We start from the raw sequence: 17,796 nt of genomic DNA, 5'->3' as shown, positions 1-17,796 counted from the left end.
CTCTGACCTCGGCAAGATCACCAACAGTAACCACCGCCGACGGCCCGACCAGCAAGCACGCATGCCTCTACATACACAAAGGAATTGACAACCTCGCCGCGGCGAACTCGTCGGACTGCGCCGGTGCGATGTGCACTTCGTTCCCGACTCACACTCGCTGAACTGCGCTGTCGCAGGCAGTCACCTACACGTCGTCCGCCGCGACAACGTCAACCGCGCCTGGGCCAAGTCCCGCAACTCCCGTGCCGTTCCGGTCGATTCCCTGCTCGTGCAGGCTCACGACCAGTACGTCCTCGAACGGGCCGCGATCCCCGCGGCGGCCACCGGTGACTTCCTGCTGGTGAACCTGTTCCGCGGCCGCATCGGGGCCCCGATGCGGCTCGGAGCGATCAACGAACTGATGGCCTCGCTCAGCCGCCGCGCCCACCTGGAGCGCCGTATCCGCCCGCACCAAGGGCGCCATGCCTTCGCGGACAACGTCATGGCCGCCGGCGGCCAACTCGACGTGCTGGCCGAGCTGTTGGGGCATGCCTCGCCGATGTCCTCGCAGTCGTACTTGCACCCCTCTCACCAGCGGCTACGGGACGCCGTCGAACGCGTCCCCAGCCCTCGACTGCCCCGACCAGGAGAATGACCATGCCCCTCACAGCCCTCTCCCGCACCCACTCCGACGCCCCGGACGGCAGCGGCGACGACGCCATCACGCGGCGGCTGCGCGCCCGTCTGGACACCGATTTCCTGGAGAAGATCGGCTGGATCGAACAGAAGCTGATCTGGCGCCCGCCCCGCGAGGACCCTCTCGTCGGCTACGAGGTCTGCCGCCTCACCGGCTGCAACACCGTGATCGGCCACCGCAAGCAGTGGTGCCATGCCTGCACCAAGAACTGGAAGAAGAGCGGTCTCACGGAGGAAGAGTTCCAGGCCGGGCACCGCCGCAGCGCCGTCGTCTGGGATGAGACGATCTGTGCACTCGCCCAATGCGAACGTCCCGCGAAGAACGGAGCGTTGAAGGTCTGCACCGCCCATTTGTGGCACTACCGCAACAGCGGCCAGAGCCTTGAGGAGTTCGCCGCTCGCACGGACCTGAAGTCCTATCCCCACCCCGGATTCTGCCGGGTCGCTCTCTGCGACTGGCGCCAGTGCACCACACGGGGCCAGGGCTTGTGCCATCCGCACGCCAAGCGGCTTCAGCTCCTGCGGGCCAAGGACCCCGATCTCGATGTCGAACACTGGCTCAAGACCACTCCCGCCCGCCGTGACGCCCGCCGGGTCGACCTGCGCGGCCTGGCACCACGGATCGTCGCGGAGATCCTCATCGGGCTCCAGGAACGCTACCGGGACGGGAACATCACCGAGATGCCCCGCCTGCGACTGCTCTGCAAGCACGCCCGGATCCAGCAGGCCGCCTCACTGGACGGCATCACCATCCCGAGCCGCAACATCGACACCCTGCGGTCCACCATCGTCAAGGCCGCCCGCCTCGCCGTCTCGGACCCCGAGTCCGAACGGCACAAGGACGTCTGGCACATGGCCGTGTTCGGACTCGACAACAGCACCATCGACTTCACCGCCATCACCCAGCCCTGGCTACGTGACGTGGTCAAGTACTGGGTCAGTGAGGAGATGCCCCGCCGTCGCGGTGACGCCATCGGCAGCGTCCTCAAGGGGTACGTGGTCAGCATGATCCGGCTCTCCGAGAGCCTGCGCCTGCACCGGCCTGACGATCACGGCGACCTCCCGGCACGGCTCGGACGCGACGATGCCGTCAGCTTCCTCAACCGTCTCGCCTACCTCACCAACACCGGTGCGATCAGCCAGCGCACCCGCATCAACGACTGCCGCAACGCCAAGCGCGTCATCAGCGACCTGCGCACCCGCGGCAGACGCCTCCCCGGCGACATCGCCCACGCCCTGCCGCCCGAGTTCACCTTCCTCGCCGAGGACGTCCCCCAGCCCGCCGAGGACGACGAACCCGGCCGGGTCCTGTCCGACCGCGTCCTGGCCCAGCTCTGCCAGGCCCTGCCCGAGCTGGAAGAACGCTCCGGCTCCTCGTTCCGCGTCGCCACGGAGATCCTGATCGACACCGGCCGCCGGCCCGACGAGGTCTGCCGCCTGCCCTGGGACTGCCTCGCCACCAGCTCCGACGGCAAGACCGTCCTGATCTACCACGATTTCAAGAACAACCGCCCCAATCGGCGCCTGCCCATCGCGGACGCCACCGCAGAAGTCGTACGCGCTCAGCAACGCGCCGTCCAAGACCTCTTTCCCAAAACCCCGCTGGGCGAACTCGCCCTGCTGCCCGCCCCGAGACGCAACCCCGCCGGCACCCGGCATCTCACCGATGCCTCCCTCAGCTCCGTCCACCGGGGCTGGGTCGATGACCTGCCCGCGCTCCTGACCGACGGCGATGTCGAGTTCAACAAGTCGGTCGTCGTCCCCTACGCCTACCGGCACAGCTACGCCCAACGGCACGCGGACGCCGGAGTCCCGCCCGACGTGCTGCGCGATTTGATGGGCCATCGCTCAATGCGGACAACTCAGATTTACTATCGCATTACGGGCAAGCGCATGCGTCAGGCGGTTGAGCGGGTGGCGGCCCACCAGTTCGACCGCAACGGCCAGCGGACCTGGCAGCAGATCCAGGGCGCCCTCGACGACGAGCACGCCCGCCGGCGGATCGGACAGGTCTCCGTGCCCTTCGGCATCTGCATGGAGCCCAGCAACGTCAAGGCCGGCGGCCACGCCTGCCCGTTCAGGTTCCGCTGCCTGGGCTGCGGCCACTTCCGCACCGACGCCTCCTACCTCCCCGAACTCAAGGACTACCTCAACACCCTCCTGCGCGACCGCGAACGCGTCCTGGCCGCCGGTGAACTCGACCCGTGGGCCCGCACCGAAGCAGCCCCGTCCGACACCGAGATCAGCAAGCTCCGCCAGCTCATCCACCGCGTCGAGGACTCCCTCGACGACCTCACCGACGAGGACCGCGAACAGATCAAGGAGGCCGCCAACACGTTGCGCCGCACCCGTCAGGTCGTCGACCTCGGAATGCCCGTCATCGGCTCCTTCATCGACCAGACCAGAAACGAACACCGCGCATGAACACCGCGAAGTGCCTCACCGATGCCCGACGCCAGGACAGCGAACGCCGCCGCACCAAGGTCATGTCCGCGCTCGACCAACTCTCCGCCCACGGCGAGGAGATCACCGTCTCCGCCGTCTCGCGAGCCGCCGGAGTACACCGCAGCCTCATCTACCGGCACCCGGACCTGCGCGCCGCCATCACCGCACGCGCCGCCGCCGAACCGCCACCCGGCACCGTCACCGGCCCCAGCGCGAGCAAGCAGTCCCTCATCGCGGACATCGCGAACCTCACCGACCGCATCCGCCGTCAGGACACCCACATCCGCCACCTCGAACAACGTCTCGCCGAAGCCCTCGGCGAGCAGGTCTGGCAACAAGCCGGACTCGGCGGACCCCCCGACCACGACGCCTTGCAGAAACGCGTCACCCACCTGGAACAGCACATCACCGAGCTGCGGCAACAACTCGCCGATCGCGACGACGACCTCGACGCCGCCCGCGCCGCCAACCGACACCTCATGGCCAGTCTCAACACCTCGAAGGACAAGCCCTGATGGAAAGGCCGGGAGTACCGGGCCTACTGGGAGGCCCCACCGGCGGGCTCGACATGGGCGGCGACGAGGCTCAGGATGTCCCGACTGCTCATGCCCGCCCTCTTTGCCGTCTGGACGAAGTGCAGACAGGCTTCGACGATCATGGCCAGGTCCGCGGCTTCTGCGGTGACGACCGCTCCACGCCCGGGCCGGAGATCGATAAGCCGGTCCCGCTTCAGGATCTGGTAACCGCGCAGGACCGTATGCATGTTGATGTCCAGAGTGCGTGCGAGAGCGCGAGCGGAAGGCAGGCGGTCACCCTTCCGGAGTTTCCCCTCGGCCATGCTGCGGCGTGCCGAGGCGGCGATCTGCTCGGCGAGGCCCAGGGGCAATGAGTGGTCGATCGTGACCAACATGTCAGGGACCTTCGTCTCCGCGAGCAAGAAGGTGGTTGGTGAGCTCGGCGGCTGTGTCCGCGTCATCGATGGTGATGACGAACTGGCTGCCGCTTGTGAGGGTGAGCCACATGGCATCGCCCTCGCGCAGTGAGATGGCGCTGAGTCCCGGGTTCCAGCGGTAGCCCCATCCTCCGATCTCGGCGGGCTTGGTCCATCGGGCCGAGGCGCTCTCGATGCGTTCGAGGGGGAAGCGCCGTCGCAGAAACGGCACAAGCAACGAGCCAGCTGTGACCCCGCGGCGGGAGACCGTGACGCGGATGGCGCCGACGGTGAGAAAGGCGGCTGGGAACATCAGGAGCCACAGCATGAAGGAACGGTGATGAGGGTCGACAGCGGCCAGGACGAACAAGCCGACCGCCGAGACGATGCCAGTGGCGAGCATCCAGCCGCTGATCAAGATGCGGTGCCAGACGGTGGCTCGCTGCGGCGCGTGCTCCTGTTTCATGCCCGGCTCCGGGAAGCGAACCATACGGCGGCGGCCACGCCTGCACCGACAAGGACGTCGACAGCCCACTGGTATGACGGCAGATGAACGTTGCGTCCGCTGGAGTCGCTGACGACCCATAGCGTGGCTATGAGGTCGTAGGCGGTCCCGGCGGCGAGGCCGCAGCAGAACGTCCTCAGCCCCCTGGCGGCCCTGGGGGCCGCCTTGATGGAGAAGACTACGCCGAGGGCACCGATCGTCTGGATGGCGAACAACAGCAAGTATTGGCCAAGCGTTGTCGCTGGGGTGCTGTATCGGTCGGCGTTGCCGCCCAAGGTGAAGTGTGTGGCGATCTTGTCAGGTAGGGATCCCTGGAACAGCAGAAATGCGGTGACGGTGATCAACGCCGCTCCCGCGAAGGGGGCGGTTGCCTCCACCATCAGACGGGCACGGCTCGGGGCCGGGGCAGGGTTCTCTAACACGAGCGTCAGGTCCTTTCTGTGAAGCACGTCACCGACGATTGTTCGCCTTGACATAGAACGATTGCATCGCTCTGACGCTTCATTTGCCCCGCCCTTATGACACTCATGCGCGCCCCGAAGAGCTTGGCTTGATCCCTGCCGGTGATCCATTAAGTGATTGGAACCCATTTCGAACGCTTGTAGCGTTCACTCGTCCACGCCCAGAGGTCGCGCTGAGTGACCACTGGACTATCTCGTCGCACCACAGGAGTCAACTATGCGCAGACGCGTGAGCGTCGCCATCGCCGCTGTCGCCGTCCTCGGACTCGGCGGCACCGTGGCCCAGGAAGCCGCTGCATCCTCGGCCACGACCCACATCGCTTCCTCCTTAACCTCGGCGCCTCACTCGAAGGCGGAGGCAGCCAAGGACGGCCGGATCCTCTTCGAAGGCTTGGCCTTCGCCCAGGGCCCGGTAGCGGACAAGCTCGCCCAATCAGGCAAGTTCGTCGATGTCGCCACCCTTCGGAAGAAGAACAGCACCGCGGAGCAGAGGAAGGCCGTGACCGTGGTGCTGGACAGGATCCAGAAGCAACACCCGGACTTCTTCAGCTCCTTCTCGGCGAAACTGCGCTCCGGCAACCCGCAGCAGGTGGAAAGCGGCATCGATGAGGCCGTCGGCATCCTCAAGTCACTGTCGACCACGAAGGTCAAGGCCGGTGACACCGGTGCCGGCATCGGCAGGTGCGCCAACGTGGTGCTAGCCGTCAACGTGCTTGTCGCCATCAACCTGGGTGGCGTGGCAAACGTCTCGGTCGCCGTGAACGTTCAGGCGGCCAAGTGGGTAACGACCACGTCCCACTTCTGGTCTGCCTCCGAGAAAGGGCAGAGCTCCCTCAGCAGGGATGAGGAGATCGCCCAGCTGACGCAGGTCCTGGCGGGTTAATCCAGCCGCCGGTCGCGAGTCCGGCTGTCATGCTTATGGCAGCCGGACCGCCACCTTCCCCTGTTCACCTGCACGCCAGCTCCCGCGCTCTGCGGACCAGTCGAGGGCACAGCAACCATGCGTCTCACTCACACCATTCGTCTGCGCTCACGCGGTCCAGCCCACTCTGCGACGGTACCCCGCGCCTGGATCACGGTAATCTCCGCGATTTGGGTCGTCGTGTGCCTGTACGTCGCCCAAAGCTTTCTGCCGCATAACGTGATCTCGTTGCCTGGGCAGGGCGGCATCCGGAAGGTCGCCACCGTTGCGGCACCCCAGGGCTGGGCCTTCTTCACCAAGTCAGGGAAGGACCCCCAGTACGCTCCGTACCGCATGGCCGACGGACACTGGCACAGCGCCGCTCTCACGCCGCACTCCAAACCATCGAACGCCTTCGGGTTTGACCGGGCCTCCAGAACGCAGGGCGTCGAGATCGCTCTGCTGATGCACCAGAAGAACCTCAGATGGACATCATGCGACGAGGCACAGCCAGTGAGCGCCTGCCTCGCTCACGCGCCGGCGCCGGTCGCTGTGACGACCAATCCTTCGCCGGCTCCCACCCTGTGCGGTCGGGCCGCTGTCGTGGAAATGCAGCCAGTCCCCTGGGCATGGCGCCACCTGTCCCCTGAACGCCACACTCCCACACGTGTTGCCGTCTGGAGCCTGAAGTGCCCGTGACCCAGCGCCCTATCCCGCTGCCTTGGACCAACCTCTATGGCTTAGCTCGCACTCTCGTCGCCCTTGGCACGGCCGGGACCCTGGCTGCCTCGAGCGCCGAGACTCTTTTCCGCCCGGTGGCGACCATTGGCGACTATCCATTGTGTACCTCGACCACCGCAGCGAGCGTCTTCTGCCTCGCCCCCCACGACTACGCTCATTTGACCTGGATCAAGTGGGCATGCGTGCTCGTCCTCCTGGTCGTGGCCTCCGGCTGGCGGCCACGGTTCACTGCGCTGCCGCACGCGTACATCAACTACAGCGTCTTCTCGGGCATAGCCATTGCCGACGGAGGCGACCAGGTCGCCCTTATCCTCTCGGTGCTGTTCGTACTGCCAGCCATCGGAGACAAGCGCCGGTGGCATTGGGAGCCGCAACAGCAGGCGTCGGGCTCACCCGCCGCCGCCTTGCTGGCGCTCATCGGCACCAGCGGTCTCGTCATGGTGCGTCTGCAGATGGTCGTGATCTACTTCCAGGCCGCTGTCGCCAAACTGCCCCACGCGGAATGGCAGGACGGAACCGCCATGTGGTACTGGGGCAGCAACCTCGACTTCGGACCCGCTCCATGGCTCAACACGCTCGTTGCGCCCGTCATCGCCACCCCGTTGGGGGTGGCGATGATGACCTGGGTCCCTCTGGCGATCGAGCTCTCGCTGGCCATCTGCCTCCTGCTTCCACAACGCCAGCGATGGTGGGTGATGAGCGCAGGGCTCCTCTTCCACCTCTCCATCGCCCTGATCATGGGCCTGTGGAGCTTCGCCCTGGCCATGGCCGGCGGCATCCTGGTTCTGTGCCAGCCCCTTGGAGGGTCCATTCACCTCCGCAGGGTTACGCGCCCTGCCCATGCGGCTGCCACAGATGCCCCTGAAGCCGAACCAGGACCACCGAACGAGCGGGATGGTTCATCCGCTCCGTCGGCCAGCGTGGCGCAGCCGTCCCAGTGACGACGGACCCCGGTCGGTGACACGGGCCTGGCGCCAGCCGCTTACTCGTACGCCCAGGCCCGGCCGGCCTGACGGTGTTCCTCCACGGAGATGGGGCTACTCCAGTACGCATGTGGGCGGTGTATGGCAGGCCGTCGAGGTGACATCCGGGGTGGATGAGGCGGGCAAGGCCGCGTTCATACACGGTGGTTGTGGACTCGCCGGTCAGGGCGGTGGCCTCCACCGTGATTTTCAGGGGGCGGGGGACGAGGCCGCGGACGTCGAAGAAGCTGAGGCAGCCCTCGTACTGCTCGTCCGTCTCCTCGGAGCGGTCGGTGATCCGGGGACTGAGCAGGATGACGGCAGGGGCGTCGTCGGCCGGCAGAACGACTGCGGCGGCGCGGGCGATACCGATCTGCGGGGCGGCGATGCCCCTGCCCCTTGGCGAAGGGATCTGACCGATGCGCTCGATGGCGGCGAATAGTTCGTCCACGGTGCGTTCGGCAGGCAGATCCAAGGCACGGGCCGGTTCGGTCAGGATGCTGGCGCCGTGCTGGACAACGCCGAGGTCTCGCATTCGCTGGCTGGGCCGCACGTCAGTCACCTGAACTCGGCCCGGTACTCCTGAAGTTACGGCCAGGTGCCAATTGGCACCTGGCCGTAACTTCAGGAGTACCGGGCCAGAAAGCCGGATACGTGCACGACACCTGTCGCACAGACCCGCCCACATCTCCACCTCGCTGGCCAGGCACAACACGACCGGCACACACAGCTACGAAGCAGTAGCCATACAGAACGGCACGACCGTTGAGGGCACCAGTAAGGGCGACAAGGCCGGGGCGATCCTGCGCCGTAAGGAGTACGGGCGCCGGGGCGGTATGGCGTTCCGCTGGGGCTACGACATGCAGGCGTGGTACCTGCGTAACTCCCGTGACGGGGATGCGGACATGTGGACCGTGCGCAAGCTGCGCGGCTACCTGGAAGAGGCCGGGTACACGGTGGCCGTGGTCATCGACAACGACGCCGAGCGTGCTTACGCCGATGCGGTGCAGGAGCAGTACGACCGGGCCGGGGACCGGGCCGAGCGCTACAGCGGATACGCGGCGAACGCGTCGGCCCGTAGTGAGGGGGCGTGGAAGGCGTCGCACGCCATCGCCGATCACATGACGGGTGAGCCGATCAAGCTGGGGCACCACTCCGAGCGGCGCCACCGTCGGGACATCGAGCGCATGGATAGCCACATGCGGCGCTCGATCCAGGAGGAGAAGAAGGCCGCCTATCACGCGTCGCGGGCGATCTCTGCGGAGCACTTCGAGGAGTTCAAGAAGAACCCCGCGCGCACCCTGCGCCGCCTGGACGGCCCGGAGGGTCTGCGTAAGCAGCTCCGCGACGTCGACAAGTGGGCGGCGGGCAACTCGGCCTGTGGCTACACGCGGTCGACCACTGCGGAGGGGCTGGAGACGCTGGCCCGTGAGCGGCGCCGCATCGTGGAAAAGATCGCGTATTGGGAAGAGGTCATTGCCGAGGCTGAGCGGCAGGGCTTCAAGGTGTGGGGTAAGGCCGATTTTGAGCGCGGGGATTTCGTTCACACGGGCGGCACGTGGCGTGAGGTGCTGCGGGTGAACGCCAAGAGCGTGACCGTGCCGCACATCCTCACCCGTACCGGGGTGGCTGTGGTGCGCTCCGAAGACCGCACCTGCACGGCCGGAACGGTGTACTACGGCCGTCCGTCGCCGTGCAAGGGCGGCAAGCGGTGCACCTGTGACACGGGCACGATTGGGTATGACGCAGTGTCCGGCTGGGCGAGCGCTGCCGACATTGCGCGGCTTGAGGCGACGAAGGCGGAGCCGGAGGCGGAGCGTAAGACGTGCCCGCACTGCAAGCGGGTCGCGAACGGTGAGAAGCGGTTCAGCATGGCGCGCGGCATGTGCACCGTGTGCGGGTACGCCCGTCCGCAGAACTTCAAGCCCAAGCCGGTGCCGGACGTGGTCGAGGGCCAGGCCGAGGAGGAGCCCACGGAGGTTGCCGACACGGCGGAAATTTCCGGTGAGGGCTCGCCGGCCCAGGGCGGCCAGGGTTTTGAGGCGGCCGACGATCCGGCGCAGATTGACGAGCTGCCGGAGACTGCCCCTGAGCGGCTGGCGCGTCCGGCCGCCCCGGCCTCGGTGGCCGTGCCGGAACTGGAGGCCGCCGACGATCCGGCGCAGATCGATGACATGCCCGCCCCCGCCCCTGAGTGCGGCCCGCGCGCGTTCGGGGACATGGTGGCTGTGTTCGTGGCGTCGCAGGGTGGCAGCCCGGCCCGTCAGCGGGTGCTGTGGTGGATGCCCCGGCGGGATGGTCAGGCGGTGTGCTCCGATGCGCGTACGTCGGGCGCGCGGTTCATGTTGTGCTGGACGGCCGAGCCGGGCGAGCACGGAACGGACTGGGATTTCGTCACGGATGACGGCCGGTTCGGTGAGGTGCTGCGGGATGTGCACGCGCGGCCGCTGACGGCTGAGGGGTACGCGGAGCGGCGGCCGGGCACGTGCCACCCCGAGCGGTGGTGTGGTCATGCATGGCCGTGCGGCCGGGATGCGGAGGCGTGGAAGGCTCGTCAGCCGAAGCGCCGCTTGCAGCTGCTGAGGGAACGGCAGGCTGAGGCGCGGGCGGCGAAGAAGGGCCGGCTGGCCGCAGTCAGCGAGTCGGGGGCGGAAGCTTCCGCGCGTGAACTCCCGCTCGCTGACGTGGTGTCGGACCCGTCCAGCGTGGAGGTCATGGACACGGAGGGCGGCGCGCCGGTCGAGGCTCCGCGTACGGACATTGAGCGGTCCGTGGCGCGATTCCTGGACGAGCGGCGCGCGGCGGACACTGTTCCCGGGTTGGGCTGGTCGCCTGCCATGGCCGACGTCGTCGGCTACGCGGCGGCGGGTGAGCTGCACGCGGACGGCGTTGGCGGATTCAGGCGCGGCGAAGACGTCGGAACGCGGCGGGTGGACCGTGAGCGGGTGCGGCTGCTGATCGGCGCCGGATTCCTCAAGGCCCCTGAACGGGCGCTCCCCGGACCGGTGGAGTGCACAGCGGACGGCCGCGAAGCGTTGCAGCTGGTCGCTCTGAATCCGGCCGGTCTGCTTCCCGAGGGCGAGGCCATGGGCGCCGTGCGGCACGCGAAGCGTGCGAATCAGTGGATGAGCCGAGAACGGCAGGAGGCGAACGCCCTTACTCCCCTGCCTGGCGGCGAGGAAGTCGCGCGGCGCAGGGCGGAGGCTGCGCGCCGTATGGAGGAGTGGGAGCGGGAGGCGGCCGAGCGGCGCGCGAGGACGGGCGCGATCCTTGCCCGCGCGGAGGAAGAGGAAGCGGAGGAGCGGCGGCAGGCAGAGGCTCGGAGGGCGGCGGAGGCCGCGCCGTGCGTGAACTGCGCGGGCGTGTACCCGGTAGAGGCACGGTGCGGTGAGTGCCGGGACCGCGCCGCGGCTGGCCTGCCCCTGGTGGATGCTCCCCGGGACGTAGTCGACGAGCAGATAAGGGAGCGCCGGGCGCTCCCCGCTTCCCCGGTGCGCAAGGCCCTGGAAGCGGGCGAGCGGAAGCCGATCGTCACGCCGTACACCGGACCGTCGCGGGTCTTCGAGGTCGAGCCTATGGAGTCGTCCGAAGTGCTCCAGGTGCGAGCCCTGGCCGCACGGCTGCGCGCAGCCGATGACGTCGAGGTTGTCGCGGAGCCGGCCGCGCGGAATTGGTTCGAGCCCGCTGTAGTGCCGGCGGCCGTTGTCGAGGACCGTGAGGACGAGCACCAGGACCAGGGCGCGCCCGCACTTTCCTGGGACGAAATCGCCGACGAGCTGCGGCAGCTGTGGGCGGAGCTGAATGGCGACGACCAGGAGCCAGAGGACGGGCCGTCGCTGACGTGGGGCGAGGTCATGCAGGAACTGGCGGCGCTGCGGGGGGAGATCTCTCCAGCGCGGCCGGTGGCCCTGCCGGTGTGGTCGGTCCGGAACCCCCAGAGGCTGCGGCGAGAGGCCTTGTCGATCGCGGCGAGTGCGGCGCTGGTCACCGTGGCGGCGGGGCAGGTGGCCGAGGTGATGCCGCGCAGGTGGTGAAGTTCCCGGGCGGGGGCGGGTGTTGTACGGGCCGCCCCGGTACTTCCGGGGCACGTCTCCAATCCACCCAGGCCGGTCGCGCGCTGGACCCAGTGCGCCGGACCGGGCCTCACAGGCCACGAGGCGGGCCGCTGTGGGGTGTCGCTTCCGACAACTCTTGTTGGCATCGCGCCGGCGGATGCCGAGGGGGAGCCCGGCATGGGGCACGTGCGGGCTGTGCTGGCTGGCGGCAAGGACCAGGCCGGGGCTGGCCAGACGGCCGAGAGCTGCCCCCGACGTACGAGTGCCGCGCGGTACGCGGCGGCCGGTGCGACAGGTGCGGCTGGACTGCCGGGGCGGCATCGCATTCGTCGCAGGGGCCGGCGCTCCCCCGAGAATCGGGACGAGAAGACTTCCTTGAAGGTGTCCGCACCCGTGTGTGGGGGGTCTTCAAGCAGAACTTGACGTGCACTCATCAATGGTCGCTGTCATGGCCGCCGCTGTGAGCGGACCTGGTCGCGCTCGGCACCCGGCCGGGCGTCGCGGCGCCGGGTCGGCGGCATTGTTTCGGGGGTCGCGTGGCGTGGCGAGCGGACCCTCCGCCCTTGATACTGCAAAAATTTTTAGTAGCATCGACGGGACGTGCCCGAGGGTCTTCTTCGGGTACCGGGGAGGGTGGCTATCGGTCCTGGGTGCCCGTACGGGACGCGGTGGGTCTTTCGCAGAACTTGACGTGAGCACATCATTTCAAGTGTGGGGAACCGGCACTGCACCCCTGGAAGAACACGGTATTCCCAACCATCCGAAGCTTTTTAGTAGCCTCCCTGTGCTCCGCCGGGACGGCCGGCGCAGCCCTGACCGTACAGAGGAGCCGAAGCCGACATGGCCAGCCATCGCAAGCAGGACCTGTGGGTGTTGGACACCGTCTGGGAGGCCGCCAAGGCCCGTGCCAAAGACGTCGACCACATGCCTCTGGGCACTGTCCTGGACCACCTCCTGCGCGAGTACGCCGTCGGCCGTATCCCTCTGGACGTCCCCCAGGACGCCGACCGGGGCCCCGGCCGCAGCGCCAAGGGCGCTGGCGTCGACCCCGACAACTGGAAGGCCGCCGCGGAACGTGGCGAGGCCGACGGCCTGTCCCCCTCGCGCGTGGCCGAGCTTCTGCTCACCGATTACGCCGCCGGGCACCTCGAACTGACCGTGTCGGTGCGGGCCAAGAAGCGCGCCCGCCGCGCGTGACGTACGAGGGCGACCCAGTTCGATGCCATCTGGACGAGTTCGTCCGGCGTGCAACCGGGAGCGTCAGGGGCCAGGACGAGGAACGGCTGATTTGTCGGGGCGAGCTCATCCGGCGCGGACCGTAGTTGGCCGACCGTCCAGGTGTTCGCGGCGTGGTCGTAGGACGCGGTGCGCGTACCCACGCGCCGCTTCGTCATCCCCAGAGATTCTCGGTGTCCCAGTCCCGGCTTGCCTGGTTGACGAGGCGGGCCATGGACTCCGGGGCAGGTTGCCAGTCGCGGGAGACACGCGGGGCCTCGGCGGCCAGCCGGGCAAGAGCCCGCTCCCAGGACAGGACATCGTGGTCGTTAAGGAGCTGCTCGGCACGGCGGCTCATGATGCGCCGACGCAGGTGGTGAGCGAGATCAGGCCGTACATCCGGGTAGGCACCGCTCTCCTCACCGGGCCAGGGCAGCCAGGTACGTCGGTAGACCCAGCCTTCGCAGAACACGCAGTGGCCGAGCTGGATTGCATGCAGCGGTGCGCGCACGGTGACGGGCATGGGCAGCGGCCGGTACACGGCCAGGGTGCCGCGGTGGCGGCAGTCGGGGTTGCGCCAGGTGCTCGGGCCCGCGCCCATCCGCCAGAACAGCTCTTCCAGCGGCATGCCCGGCTCGGTGATCGCTGTGGGGTCCTCGCACCATGGCAAGACGTCACGCAGCCACCACATGATCCGGCTGTTCCACAGCCGTCGGCCCAGTCGCCTCACCGCCGCCCCCTCCGCCTGTGGCCTGCGCCCACCGTACCCGGAGGGTCCATGCCCACGGTCGGGCTTTGTGCACGGGAGACACCTCGACGGCGGCGGAGTCGATGTTCACGAATTCAGGAGGCACCCGCCGCTGACCCAAGGGGTACATGTACCGGTGTGCCCAGACTCCAGTGGCCGAACATCGTGGACCGGGCCGCCGACATCGTTACCAGCTACGAACGGGTCGGCGGCTGCACCCTCCGGCAGGCCTACTACCGGCTCGTCTCGGAGGGGCTGATCCCGCACACCGCGCCGACGTACCGGCGTCTGTCCTCCCGTCTGGCCCAGGCCCGACGGGAGGAGCGGTTCCCCGATCTCATCGACCCGTTGCGCGAGGTCCACGTTCCGCCGGCCTGGCCAGACGCCGGTGCGTTCCTCCAGGCCGTGCCCGACTGGTTCGCTCTGGACCGGACAGCTGGTCAGACGTCTGCTCTGTACGTGGCCTGTGAGAAGGACACTCTGCGGGCCCAGCTGACCGGCTGGCTGGAGCGCACGGGCGTCCCCGTGCTTGTCGTGCGGGGCTTCGGCAGCCAGAGCTACGTGCAGGTCGTACGCGAGCGCACGGCCCGCGACCCGCGCCCGACCATTCTTCTCTACATCGGTGACTTCGACGCTTCGGGCGCTGACATCGAACGGGACTGGGTGGCCCGCACGGATTGCTGGAGCCACGTGGAACGGGTCCTGCTCACTCACGACCAAGTGCGCGAGTACGAACTGCCCGCGGCTGTGGGGAAGGCCGGCGATCCCCGTTGGGCGGGCTTTGCCAGCCGATACGGCCTCGACCCCGGCCGGCCGGTGCAGTGGGAGGTCGAGGCGCTCGATCCGACCGAGCTTCAGCGCCTGGTCCTCGACGCGGTCGCCCCGTACATCGACCAAGCCGTGCTCCGCGATCGCATCGCGGAGGAAGAACGGCAACGGAGGCAACTTAGGGCCTTCGTCGAGGGATGGTCCCACCGTCCGTTGAGCCGTGAGTGACTCCCGAGCTCACGGGTTCGATGTCAGCGGCTGCGTGACACCAGCGTCCGCCGTTTGATGTGGGCACGGGGCGCGCCGTCCACGTGTGTATACGGCGCCCGTGAGGCGAGTTTGGTGTCGATGCAGGGCTGACCGGCTGGCGCGTGGCAGACCGGGCAGTCAACGGTGAAGGCGCGGCACTCTCTCGCGTTCCGCTCCCGGATGGCCGTTTCGGGCGTGCGGATGGGCTGCTGGTCCGAACAGAACCGCACGTGCAGCGCGGCCGCCTCCTCCACCTCGGTGCGCTTGCGCTTGCGGCACTTCCAGGAGCAGTTGCGGCAGCGCGCGATGTAGAAGGCGCGGCCGGAACACCGTGGGTCGCGCTCGGGGAGCTGGCGGTGCCGGCCTTTGCCCGTGCGCGGGCAGCGGGTTCCGTCCTCGTGCTCAGCGGTCAGCCGCCACTGTGACTGCTTGAGGCGCACGAGCGTGCCGGGAGCGACGCCGGTGCCGGAGTACTGGAGGCCACCGCTGTGATGGTGAGCGCCATGCTGGTCGTCATGGGTGCCGACCGCCACCCACCGGGCCATGTGCACCCCTATCGTGCCGGGGCACAGCTCCCCCGCAGGCGCCCCGCACGTCGGACATGTCACCGATGTGGCCGCCGCGTCCGGCAGCAGCTCGATCTCGTTGTCCTGCATCTCCCCTGACCTCACCGCGTGATTGCTGGTGCTGCCGACGCGTACGCCGCCGACACCGTCCCGGTCACGCCGCCCATGAGCGCCTGGTCGTGACGGCACTCCGGGCACAGACCATCTGGCGTCCGCCCCCCCATCCGTACCCGGCACCTGTCGCATCGAGGCTTGTCGAACCCTGAATTCGGCACCGCGAACTGTGACCGCACGTACGGTGTGCCCTTCTTGGGCAGTCGCACGCGAGCGTACCGGTAAGGCAGTTTCAGCTCTCTGTCTCCGCGGTGCGGACGCTCCCGCAGCTTCTCCATGAGCAACTCCTCCGGCCACCCGCTGCGGATCAGCGACGCCATCAGATTCACGATCCAGCCGGCTTCCTTGTGGCTCGGGTCGAACCACTCCGTCTGGTCGCGCAGACGCTCCATCAGCCCGTCCTTGAAACCGTCCCCGCTGTAGGGCATGCGGTAGACGCCCAGACGGGTCTGATCCGGGGCGAGGACGAAGCGGTCCGGACGGCGGACGATCAGAGGTTTGCCATTGCGGTCCCGGCCCGTCATCTCGCCCACGGCGTCGAACGTCACCACACCTGCGGCAACGAGACTGTGCCCGATCTTGTCCACCGTGTGGCCCGTGCGCAGGTGCATGCGCACCGTCCACTCACTCAGCTCAAGACGCTCGGCGAGGGAACGCATGCTGATCTGGCCAGCCCAGTCACCGCGGGCGATTTTCGCCAATTCGCACAGGATGCACCTGCATGTCCGGCAGGACTCCGGCAGGGCCACCGCGGAGGCCCACATCAGTGGGGTTGGCGGCTCCTCCGGAGCCTGCGGGAGCGGAGGATCGAGCGGTACGCCCGTGGGAATGCCGTCCTTCACCATTCCGTACAGGGCCAGGTGAGCGGTGTGAATCTGTACGGCGCGGCGCCCCAGGCCCGAACGCTCCATCACGGCCGCGGTCGTCGGTACGACGGCGGGATTCTCGGCGGCCAGCTCAATGCGCGCCGACAGTGTTCTGCGACACGTTTTGCAGTCGTTCGGTGGGCAATCGCGGTGCTGCTGTGCCACGGGTGGCCTCTTTCTGGCTGCTGCCTGGTGGAGGGAGAACAGCACCCCCGCTACACTCGACAGCAGACCTACGCGCTGGTCACGCTCCAGCCCCGAAGTCCGGCCCAGGATTGCCGTCCTGGGAGTCCCCGGCTCGGGGCTTTTGCGTGTCTGGAGTTTCTGAAGATCCTACGCCTGATCAGCGGCGTGAAGTCCACGGCGTGCGGGGGCGAGCCGTCGTCCCGACGGACGCTCATCTCCACTGTTCGGCCGGACACTTACCGCCTCGCTTCCCACCAGCAGGCCACCGGTGTCACCGAGGGATAACTCCCCCTGGTGCGACCGTGGTCAGTGCGCAGTGGCCTCGTGGTGAGGGGCGCTGCCGACTCCAGACCCGCCGCAGGGGCTGGAGCAGCCGTGCGTCATGACACCGCTCGCGGGTGAGCGCGCGCCGGCTGCGGTTGCCGGGAGGTACGCCGCGCTGCCGGGTTGACGCGGATCACTTCTGCTCGGCCTTCGAGGGATCGATCAGCGTGGGTGGCTGCCCGATGGCGTCGACGGCCTGGCGGTACCAGTTGACCGGGACCAGGACGGCGACTTCGTCCTTGTAGCGCCGCAGGACGATCGCGCCCCGGACGCGGGCGCGGATCTCCGTCAGCACGGTCCCCCAGTTCTTACGCACATCTTCGGTCGTCATGACTTCTTCCATGCCGGTGAGCGTACGGGGCGTCACAGGATCTAGAGAACACCACGAGTCGCAAGATCTCAAGACACTTGAAAGTCAACGACTTTTGTGTGAGTCTCGATCTGCCGCAGAAAACACGGCGGCCCCGGACATCGGTGACTGCAACACCGGCCCGGGGCCTGGACCACTCATCCCTGCTTACCAGAGCTGATAAGGGAGTTATGGCCGTGAGCCAGACTGTACCGCCGCACGTCCCGCCCGTGGATCGCAGGTCCTCCGCCCAGGCTGCCGAGCGCCTGTCCCGCACCTGGACCCCCGCCGGGGGTGCTCGGTGAGCCAGCAGGACCTGGAGACCTACCGCCAGCACCAGCAGAGCCGCGCCGCCCTCGCCGGGGCAGCGCGTGACCAGCTCGCGCTCGGCCGCAGCCACGCCACCGACAACCTGCCGAAGTCCACCAACTCCGGTACTCCGTCGGGCGAGCGGGGTGAGCGCTGATGCTCGGACGCAGCAAGAACACCGGCAGCAGCACGAGCGGCGACCGTTGGACGCCGAAGCAGAGGACCGGACAGGACGGTCTGAACGCCCGGCTCCAGGCTGCCCGAACGGCCCCGGTCGAGGGGCGTGAGGTTCCCGAGCAGGCACGGCGGTCCGGACGCATGGACGACTGACCGGCCGGTCCGTAGTCGCTCCGGTCCGGCATCGACACCGCACCACGCGGAAGCGCACCGACCGGGGCGGCCACGGCCGACCGGCCCCCCGCCGCC

At 68.2% G+C, this 17,796-nt stretch carries 19 protein-coding genes; 11 read left to right on the top strand and 8 right to left on the bottom strand.

What is annotated here, in order from left to right; all coding sequences use genetic code 11:
- Positions 1–130 precede the first annotated feature (130 nt).
- The 3 genes from ACH4UM_RS38055 to ACH4UM_RS38045 are packed head-to-tail and all read left to right on the top strand — an operon-like array spanning position 131 to position 3,635.
- The gene (locus ACH4UM_RS38055; RefSeq protein WP_398190073.1) at positions 131–634 is read left to right on the top strand and encodes a tyrosine-type recombinase/integrase; all 504 of its coding nucleotides are present in this window, start codon (positions 131–133) and stop codon (positions 632–634) included.
- Positions 635–636: 2 nt separating this feature from the next.
- On the top strand, positions 637–3,099 hold the full coding sequence (locus ACH4UM_RS38050; protein WP_398190070.1) for a tyrosine-type recombinase/integrase: 2,463 nt from the start codon (positions 637–639) through the stop codon (positions 3,097–3,099).
- Positions 3,096–3,635 carry a DUF6262 family protein gene (locus ACH4UM_RS38045; protein WP_398190067.1) on the top strand — a complete coding sequence of 180 codons (540 nt, stop codon included), beginning with the start codon at positions 3,096–3,098 and terminating at the stop codon, positions 3,633–3,635. Before ACH4UM_RS38050 ends, ACH4UM_RS38045 begins: the two co-directional genes overlap by 4 nt.
- A gap of 23 nt (positions 3,636–3,658) precedes the next feature.
- Here ACH4UM_RS38045 and ACH4UM_RS38040 read toward each other — a convergent pair whose 3' ends face one another.
- The 3 genes from ACH4UM_RS38040 to ACH4UM_RS38030 are packed head-to-tail and all read right to left on the bottom strand — an operon-like array spanning position 3,659 to position 5,005.
- Positions 3,659–4,030 (bottom strand): GntR family transcriptional regulator, encoded by a 372-nt coding sequence (locus ACH4UM_RS38040; RefSeq protein ID WP_398190064.1) that lies wholly within the window; start codon positions 4,028–4,030, stop codon positions 3,659–3,661.
- Position 4,031: 1 nt separating this feature from the next.
- Positions 4,032–4,517 carry a hypothetical protein gene (locus ACH4UM_RS38035; RefSeq protein WP_398190061.1) on the bottom strand — a complete coding sequence of 162 codons (486 nt, stop codon included), beginning with the start codon at positions 4,515–4,517 and terminating at the stop codon, positions 4,032–4,034.
- Positions 4,514–5,005, bottom strand: coding sequence for a DUF1648 domain-containing protein (locus tag ACH4UM_RS38030; protein ID WP_398190059.1), 492 nt, complete (start codon positions 5,003–5,005; stop codon positions 4,514–4,516). The genes ACH4UM_RS38035 and ACH4UM_RS38030 overlap by 4 nt, the downstream gene beginning before the upstream one ends.
- 241 nt (positions 5,006–5,246) lie before the next feature.
- Here ACH4UM_RS38030 and ACH4UM_RS38025 point away from each other — a divergent pair, with 241 nt between their 5' ends.
- The 3 genes from ACH4UM_RS38025 (at position 5,247) to ACH4UM_RS38015 (ending at position 7,600) form a co-directional block, all read left to right on the top strand.
- Positions 5,247–5,900: a hypothetical protein gene (locus ACH4UM_RS38025; RefSeq protein WP_398190056.1), complete on the top strand. Its 654-nt coding sequence runs from the start codon at positions 5,247–5,249 to the stop codon at positions 5,898–5,900.
- 117 nt (positions 5,901–6,017) lie between these two features.
- A complete protein-coding gene (locus ACH4UM_RS38020) occupies positions 6,018–6,617 on the top strand; it encodes an SdpA family antimicrobial peptide system protein (protein WP_398190053.1) in 600 nt (199 codons plus the stop codon).
- Positions 6,608–7,600 (top strand): sporulation-delaying protein SdpB family protein, encoded by a 993-nt coding sequence (locus ACH4UM_RS38015; RefSeq protein ID WP_398190050.1) that lies wholly within the window; start codon positions 6,608–6,610, stop codon positions 7,598–7,600. Before ACH4UM_RS38020 ends, ACH4UM_RS38015 begins: the two co-directional genes overlap by 10 nt.
- Here the strand turns inward: ACH4UM_RS38015 and ACH4UM_RS38010 are convergent.
- Complete coding sequence (locus ACH4UM_RS38010) at positions 7,485–8,156, bottom strand: peptide deformylase (RefSeq protein ID WP_398190078.1); 672 nt, start codon at positions 8,154–8,156, stop codon at positions 7,485–7,487. The genes ACH4UM_RS38015 and ACH4UM_RS38010 overlap by 116 nt on opposite strands.
- A gap of 301 nt (positions 8,157–8,457) precedes the next feature.
- Here ACH4UM_RS38010 and ACH4UM_RS38005 point away from each other — a divergent pair, with 301 nt between their 5' ends.
- Positions 8,458–11,655, top strand: a complete 3,198-nt coding sequence (locus ACH4UM_RS38005; protein WP_398190046.1) for a DUF3560 domain-containing protein — start codon at positions 8,458–8,460, stop codon at positions 11,653–11,655.
- Positions 11,656–12,516: 861 nt separating this feature from the next.
- Positions 12,517–12,873 carry a hypothetical protein gene (locus ACH4UM_RS38000; RefSeq protein ID WP_398190043.1) on the top strand — a complete coding sequence of 119 codons (357 nt, stop codon included), beginning with the start codon at positions 12,517–12,519 and terminating at the stop codon, positions 12,871–12,873.
- Between the two features lie 193 nt (positions 12,874–13,066).
- Here ACH4UM_RS38000 and ACH4UM_RS37995 read toward each other — a convergent pair whose 3' ends face one another.
- A complete protein-coding gene (locus ACH4UM_RS37995; protein WP_398190040.1) occupies positions 13,067–13,621 on the bottom strand; it encodes a hypothetical protein in 555 nt (184 codons plus the stop codon).
- Between the two features lie 156 nt (positions 13,622–13,777).
- On the opposite strand from ACH4UM_RS37995, the gene ACH4UM_RS37990 reads away from it, so the two are divergent.
- Complete coding sequence (locus tag ACH4UM_RS37990) at positions 13,778–14,635, top strand: hypothetical protein (RefSeq protein WP_398190037.1); 858 nt, start codon at positions 13,778–13,780, stop codon at positions 14,633–14,635.
- 23 nt (positions 14,636–14,658) lie between these two features.
- Here ACH4UM_RS37990 and ACH4UM_RS37985 read toward each other — a convergent pair whose 3' ends face one another.
- The 3 genes from ACH4UM_RS37985 to ACH4UM_RS37975 form a co-directional block, all read right to left on the bottom strand.
- Entirely contained in the window at positions 14,659–15,312 is a 654-nt protein-coding gene (locus ACH4UM_RS37985) for a hypothetical protein (RefSeq protein WP_398190035.1), read from the bottom strand.
- An 11-nt stretch (positions 15,313–15,323) separates the two neighbouring features.
- Positions 15,324–16,367 (bottom strand): hypothetical protein, encoded by a 1,044-nt coding sequence (locus tag ACH4UM_RS37980; protein WP_398190032.1) that lies wholly within the window; start codon positions 16,365–16,367, stop codon positions 15,324–15,326.
- A 478-nt stretch (positions 16,368–16,845) separates the two neighbouring features.
- Positions 16,846–17,043, bottom strand: a complete 198-nt coding sequence (locus tag ACH4UM_RS37975) for a hypothetical protein (protein ID WP_398190030.1) — start codon at positions 17,041–17,043, stop codon at positions 16,846–16,848.
- A gap of 319 nt (positions 17,044–17,362) precedes the next feature.
- On the opposite strand from ACH4UM_RS37975, the gene ACH4UM_RS37970 reads away from it, so the two are divergent.
- Positions 17,363–17,527, top strand: coding sequence for a hypothetical protein (locus ACH4UM_RS37970; protein WP_398190028.1), 165 nt, complete (start codon positions 17,363–17,365; stop codon positions 17,525–17,527).
- On the top strand, positions 17,527–17,700 hold the full coding sequence (locus tag ACH4UM_RS37965) for a hypothetical protein (RefSeq protein WP_398190025.1): 174 nt from the start codon (positions 17,527–17,529) through the stop codon (positions 17,698–17,700). Before ACH4UM_RS37970 ends, ACH4UM_RS37965 begins: the two co-directional genes overlap by 1 nt.
- Positions 17,701–17,796 lie beyond the last annotated feature (96 nt).

It is taken from the genome of Streptomyces sp. NPDC020801, assembly GCF_044334385.1.
Classification (GTDB): domain Bacteria; phylum Actinomycetota; class Actinomycetes; order Streptomycetales; family Streptomycetaceae; genus Streptomyces.
Note: the sequence above shows the minus strand (reverse complement) of the source record. Positions and strands in the feature narration are given on the sequence as shown.

What these genes read in the sequence shown, in the direction of transcription:
- ACH4UM_RS38050 (WP_398190070.1), top strand. Translation starts at nt 637, where the DNA reads ATGCCCCTCACAGCCCTCTCCCGCACCCACTCCGACGCCCCGGACGGC.
- ACH4UM_RS38045 (WP_398190067.1), top strand. Translation starts at nt 3,096, where the DNA reads ATGAACACCGCGAAGTGCCTCACCGATGCCCGACGCCAGGACAGCGAA.
- ACH4UM_RS38040 (WP_398190064.1), bottom strand. Translation starts at nt 4,030, where the DNA reads ATGTTGGTCACGATCGACCACTCATTGCCCCTGGGCCTCGCCGAGCAG.
- ACH4UM_RS38035 (WP_398190061.1), bottom strand. Translation starts at nt 4,517, where the DNA reads ATGAAACAGGAGCACGCGCCGCAGCGAGCCACCGTCTGGCACCGCATC.
- ACH4UM_RS38020 (WP_398190053.1), top strand. Translation starts at nt 6,018, where the DNA reads ATGCGTCTCACTCACACCATTCGTCTGCGCTCACGCGGTCCAGCCCAC.
- ACH4UM_RS38010 (WP_398190078.1), bottom strand. Translation starts at nt 8,156, where the DNA reads ATGCGAGACCTCGGCGTTGTCCAGCACGGCGCCAGCATCCTGACCGAA.
- ACH4UM_RS38005 (WP_398190046.1), top strand. Translation starts at nt 8,458, where the DNA reads ATGGCGTTCCGCTGGGGCTACGACATGCAGGCGTGGTACCTGCGTAAC.
- ACH4UM_RS38000 (WP_398190043.1), top strand. Translation starts at nt 12,517, where the DNA reads ATGGCCAGCCATCGCAAGCAGGACCTGTGGGTGTTGGACACCGTCTGG.
- ACH4UM_RS37985 (WP_398190035.1), bottom strand. Translation starts at nt 15,312, where the DNA reads ATGCAGGACAACGAGATCGAGCTGCTGCCGGACGCGGCGGCCACATCG.
- ACH4UM_RS37975 (WP_398190030.1), bottom strand. Translation starts at nt 17,043, where the DNA reads ATGACGACCGAAGATGTGCGTAAGAACTGGGGGACCGTGCTGACGGAG.
- ACH4UM_RS37965 (WP_398190025.1), top strand. Translation starts at nt 17,527, where the DNA reads ATGCTCGGACGCAGCAAGAACACCGGCAGCAGCACGAGCGGCGACCGT.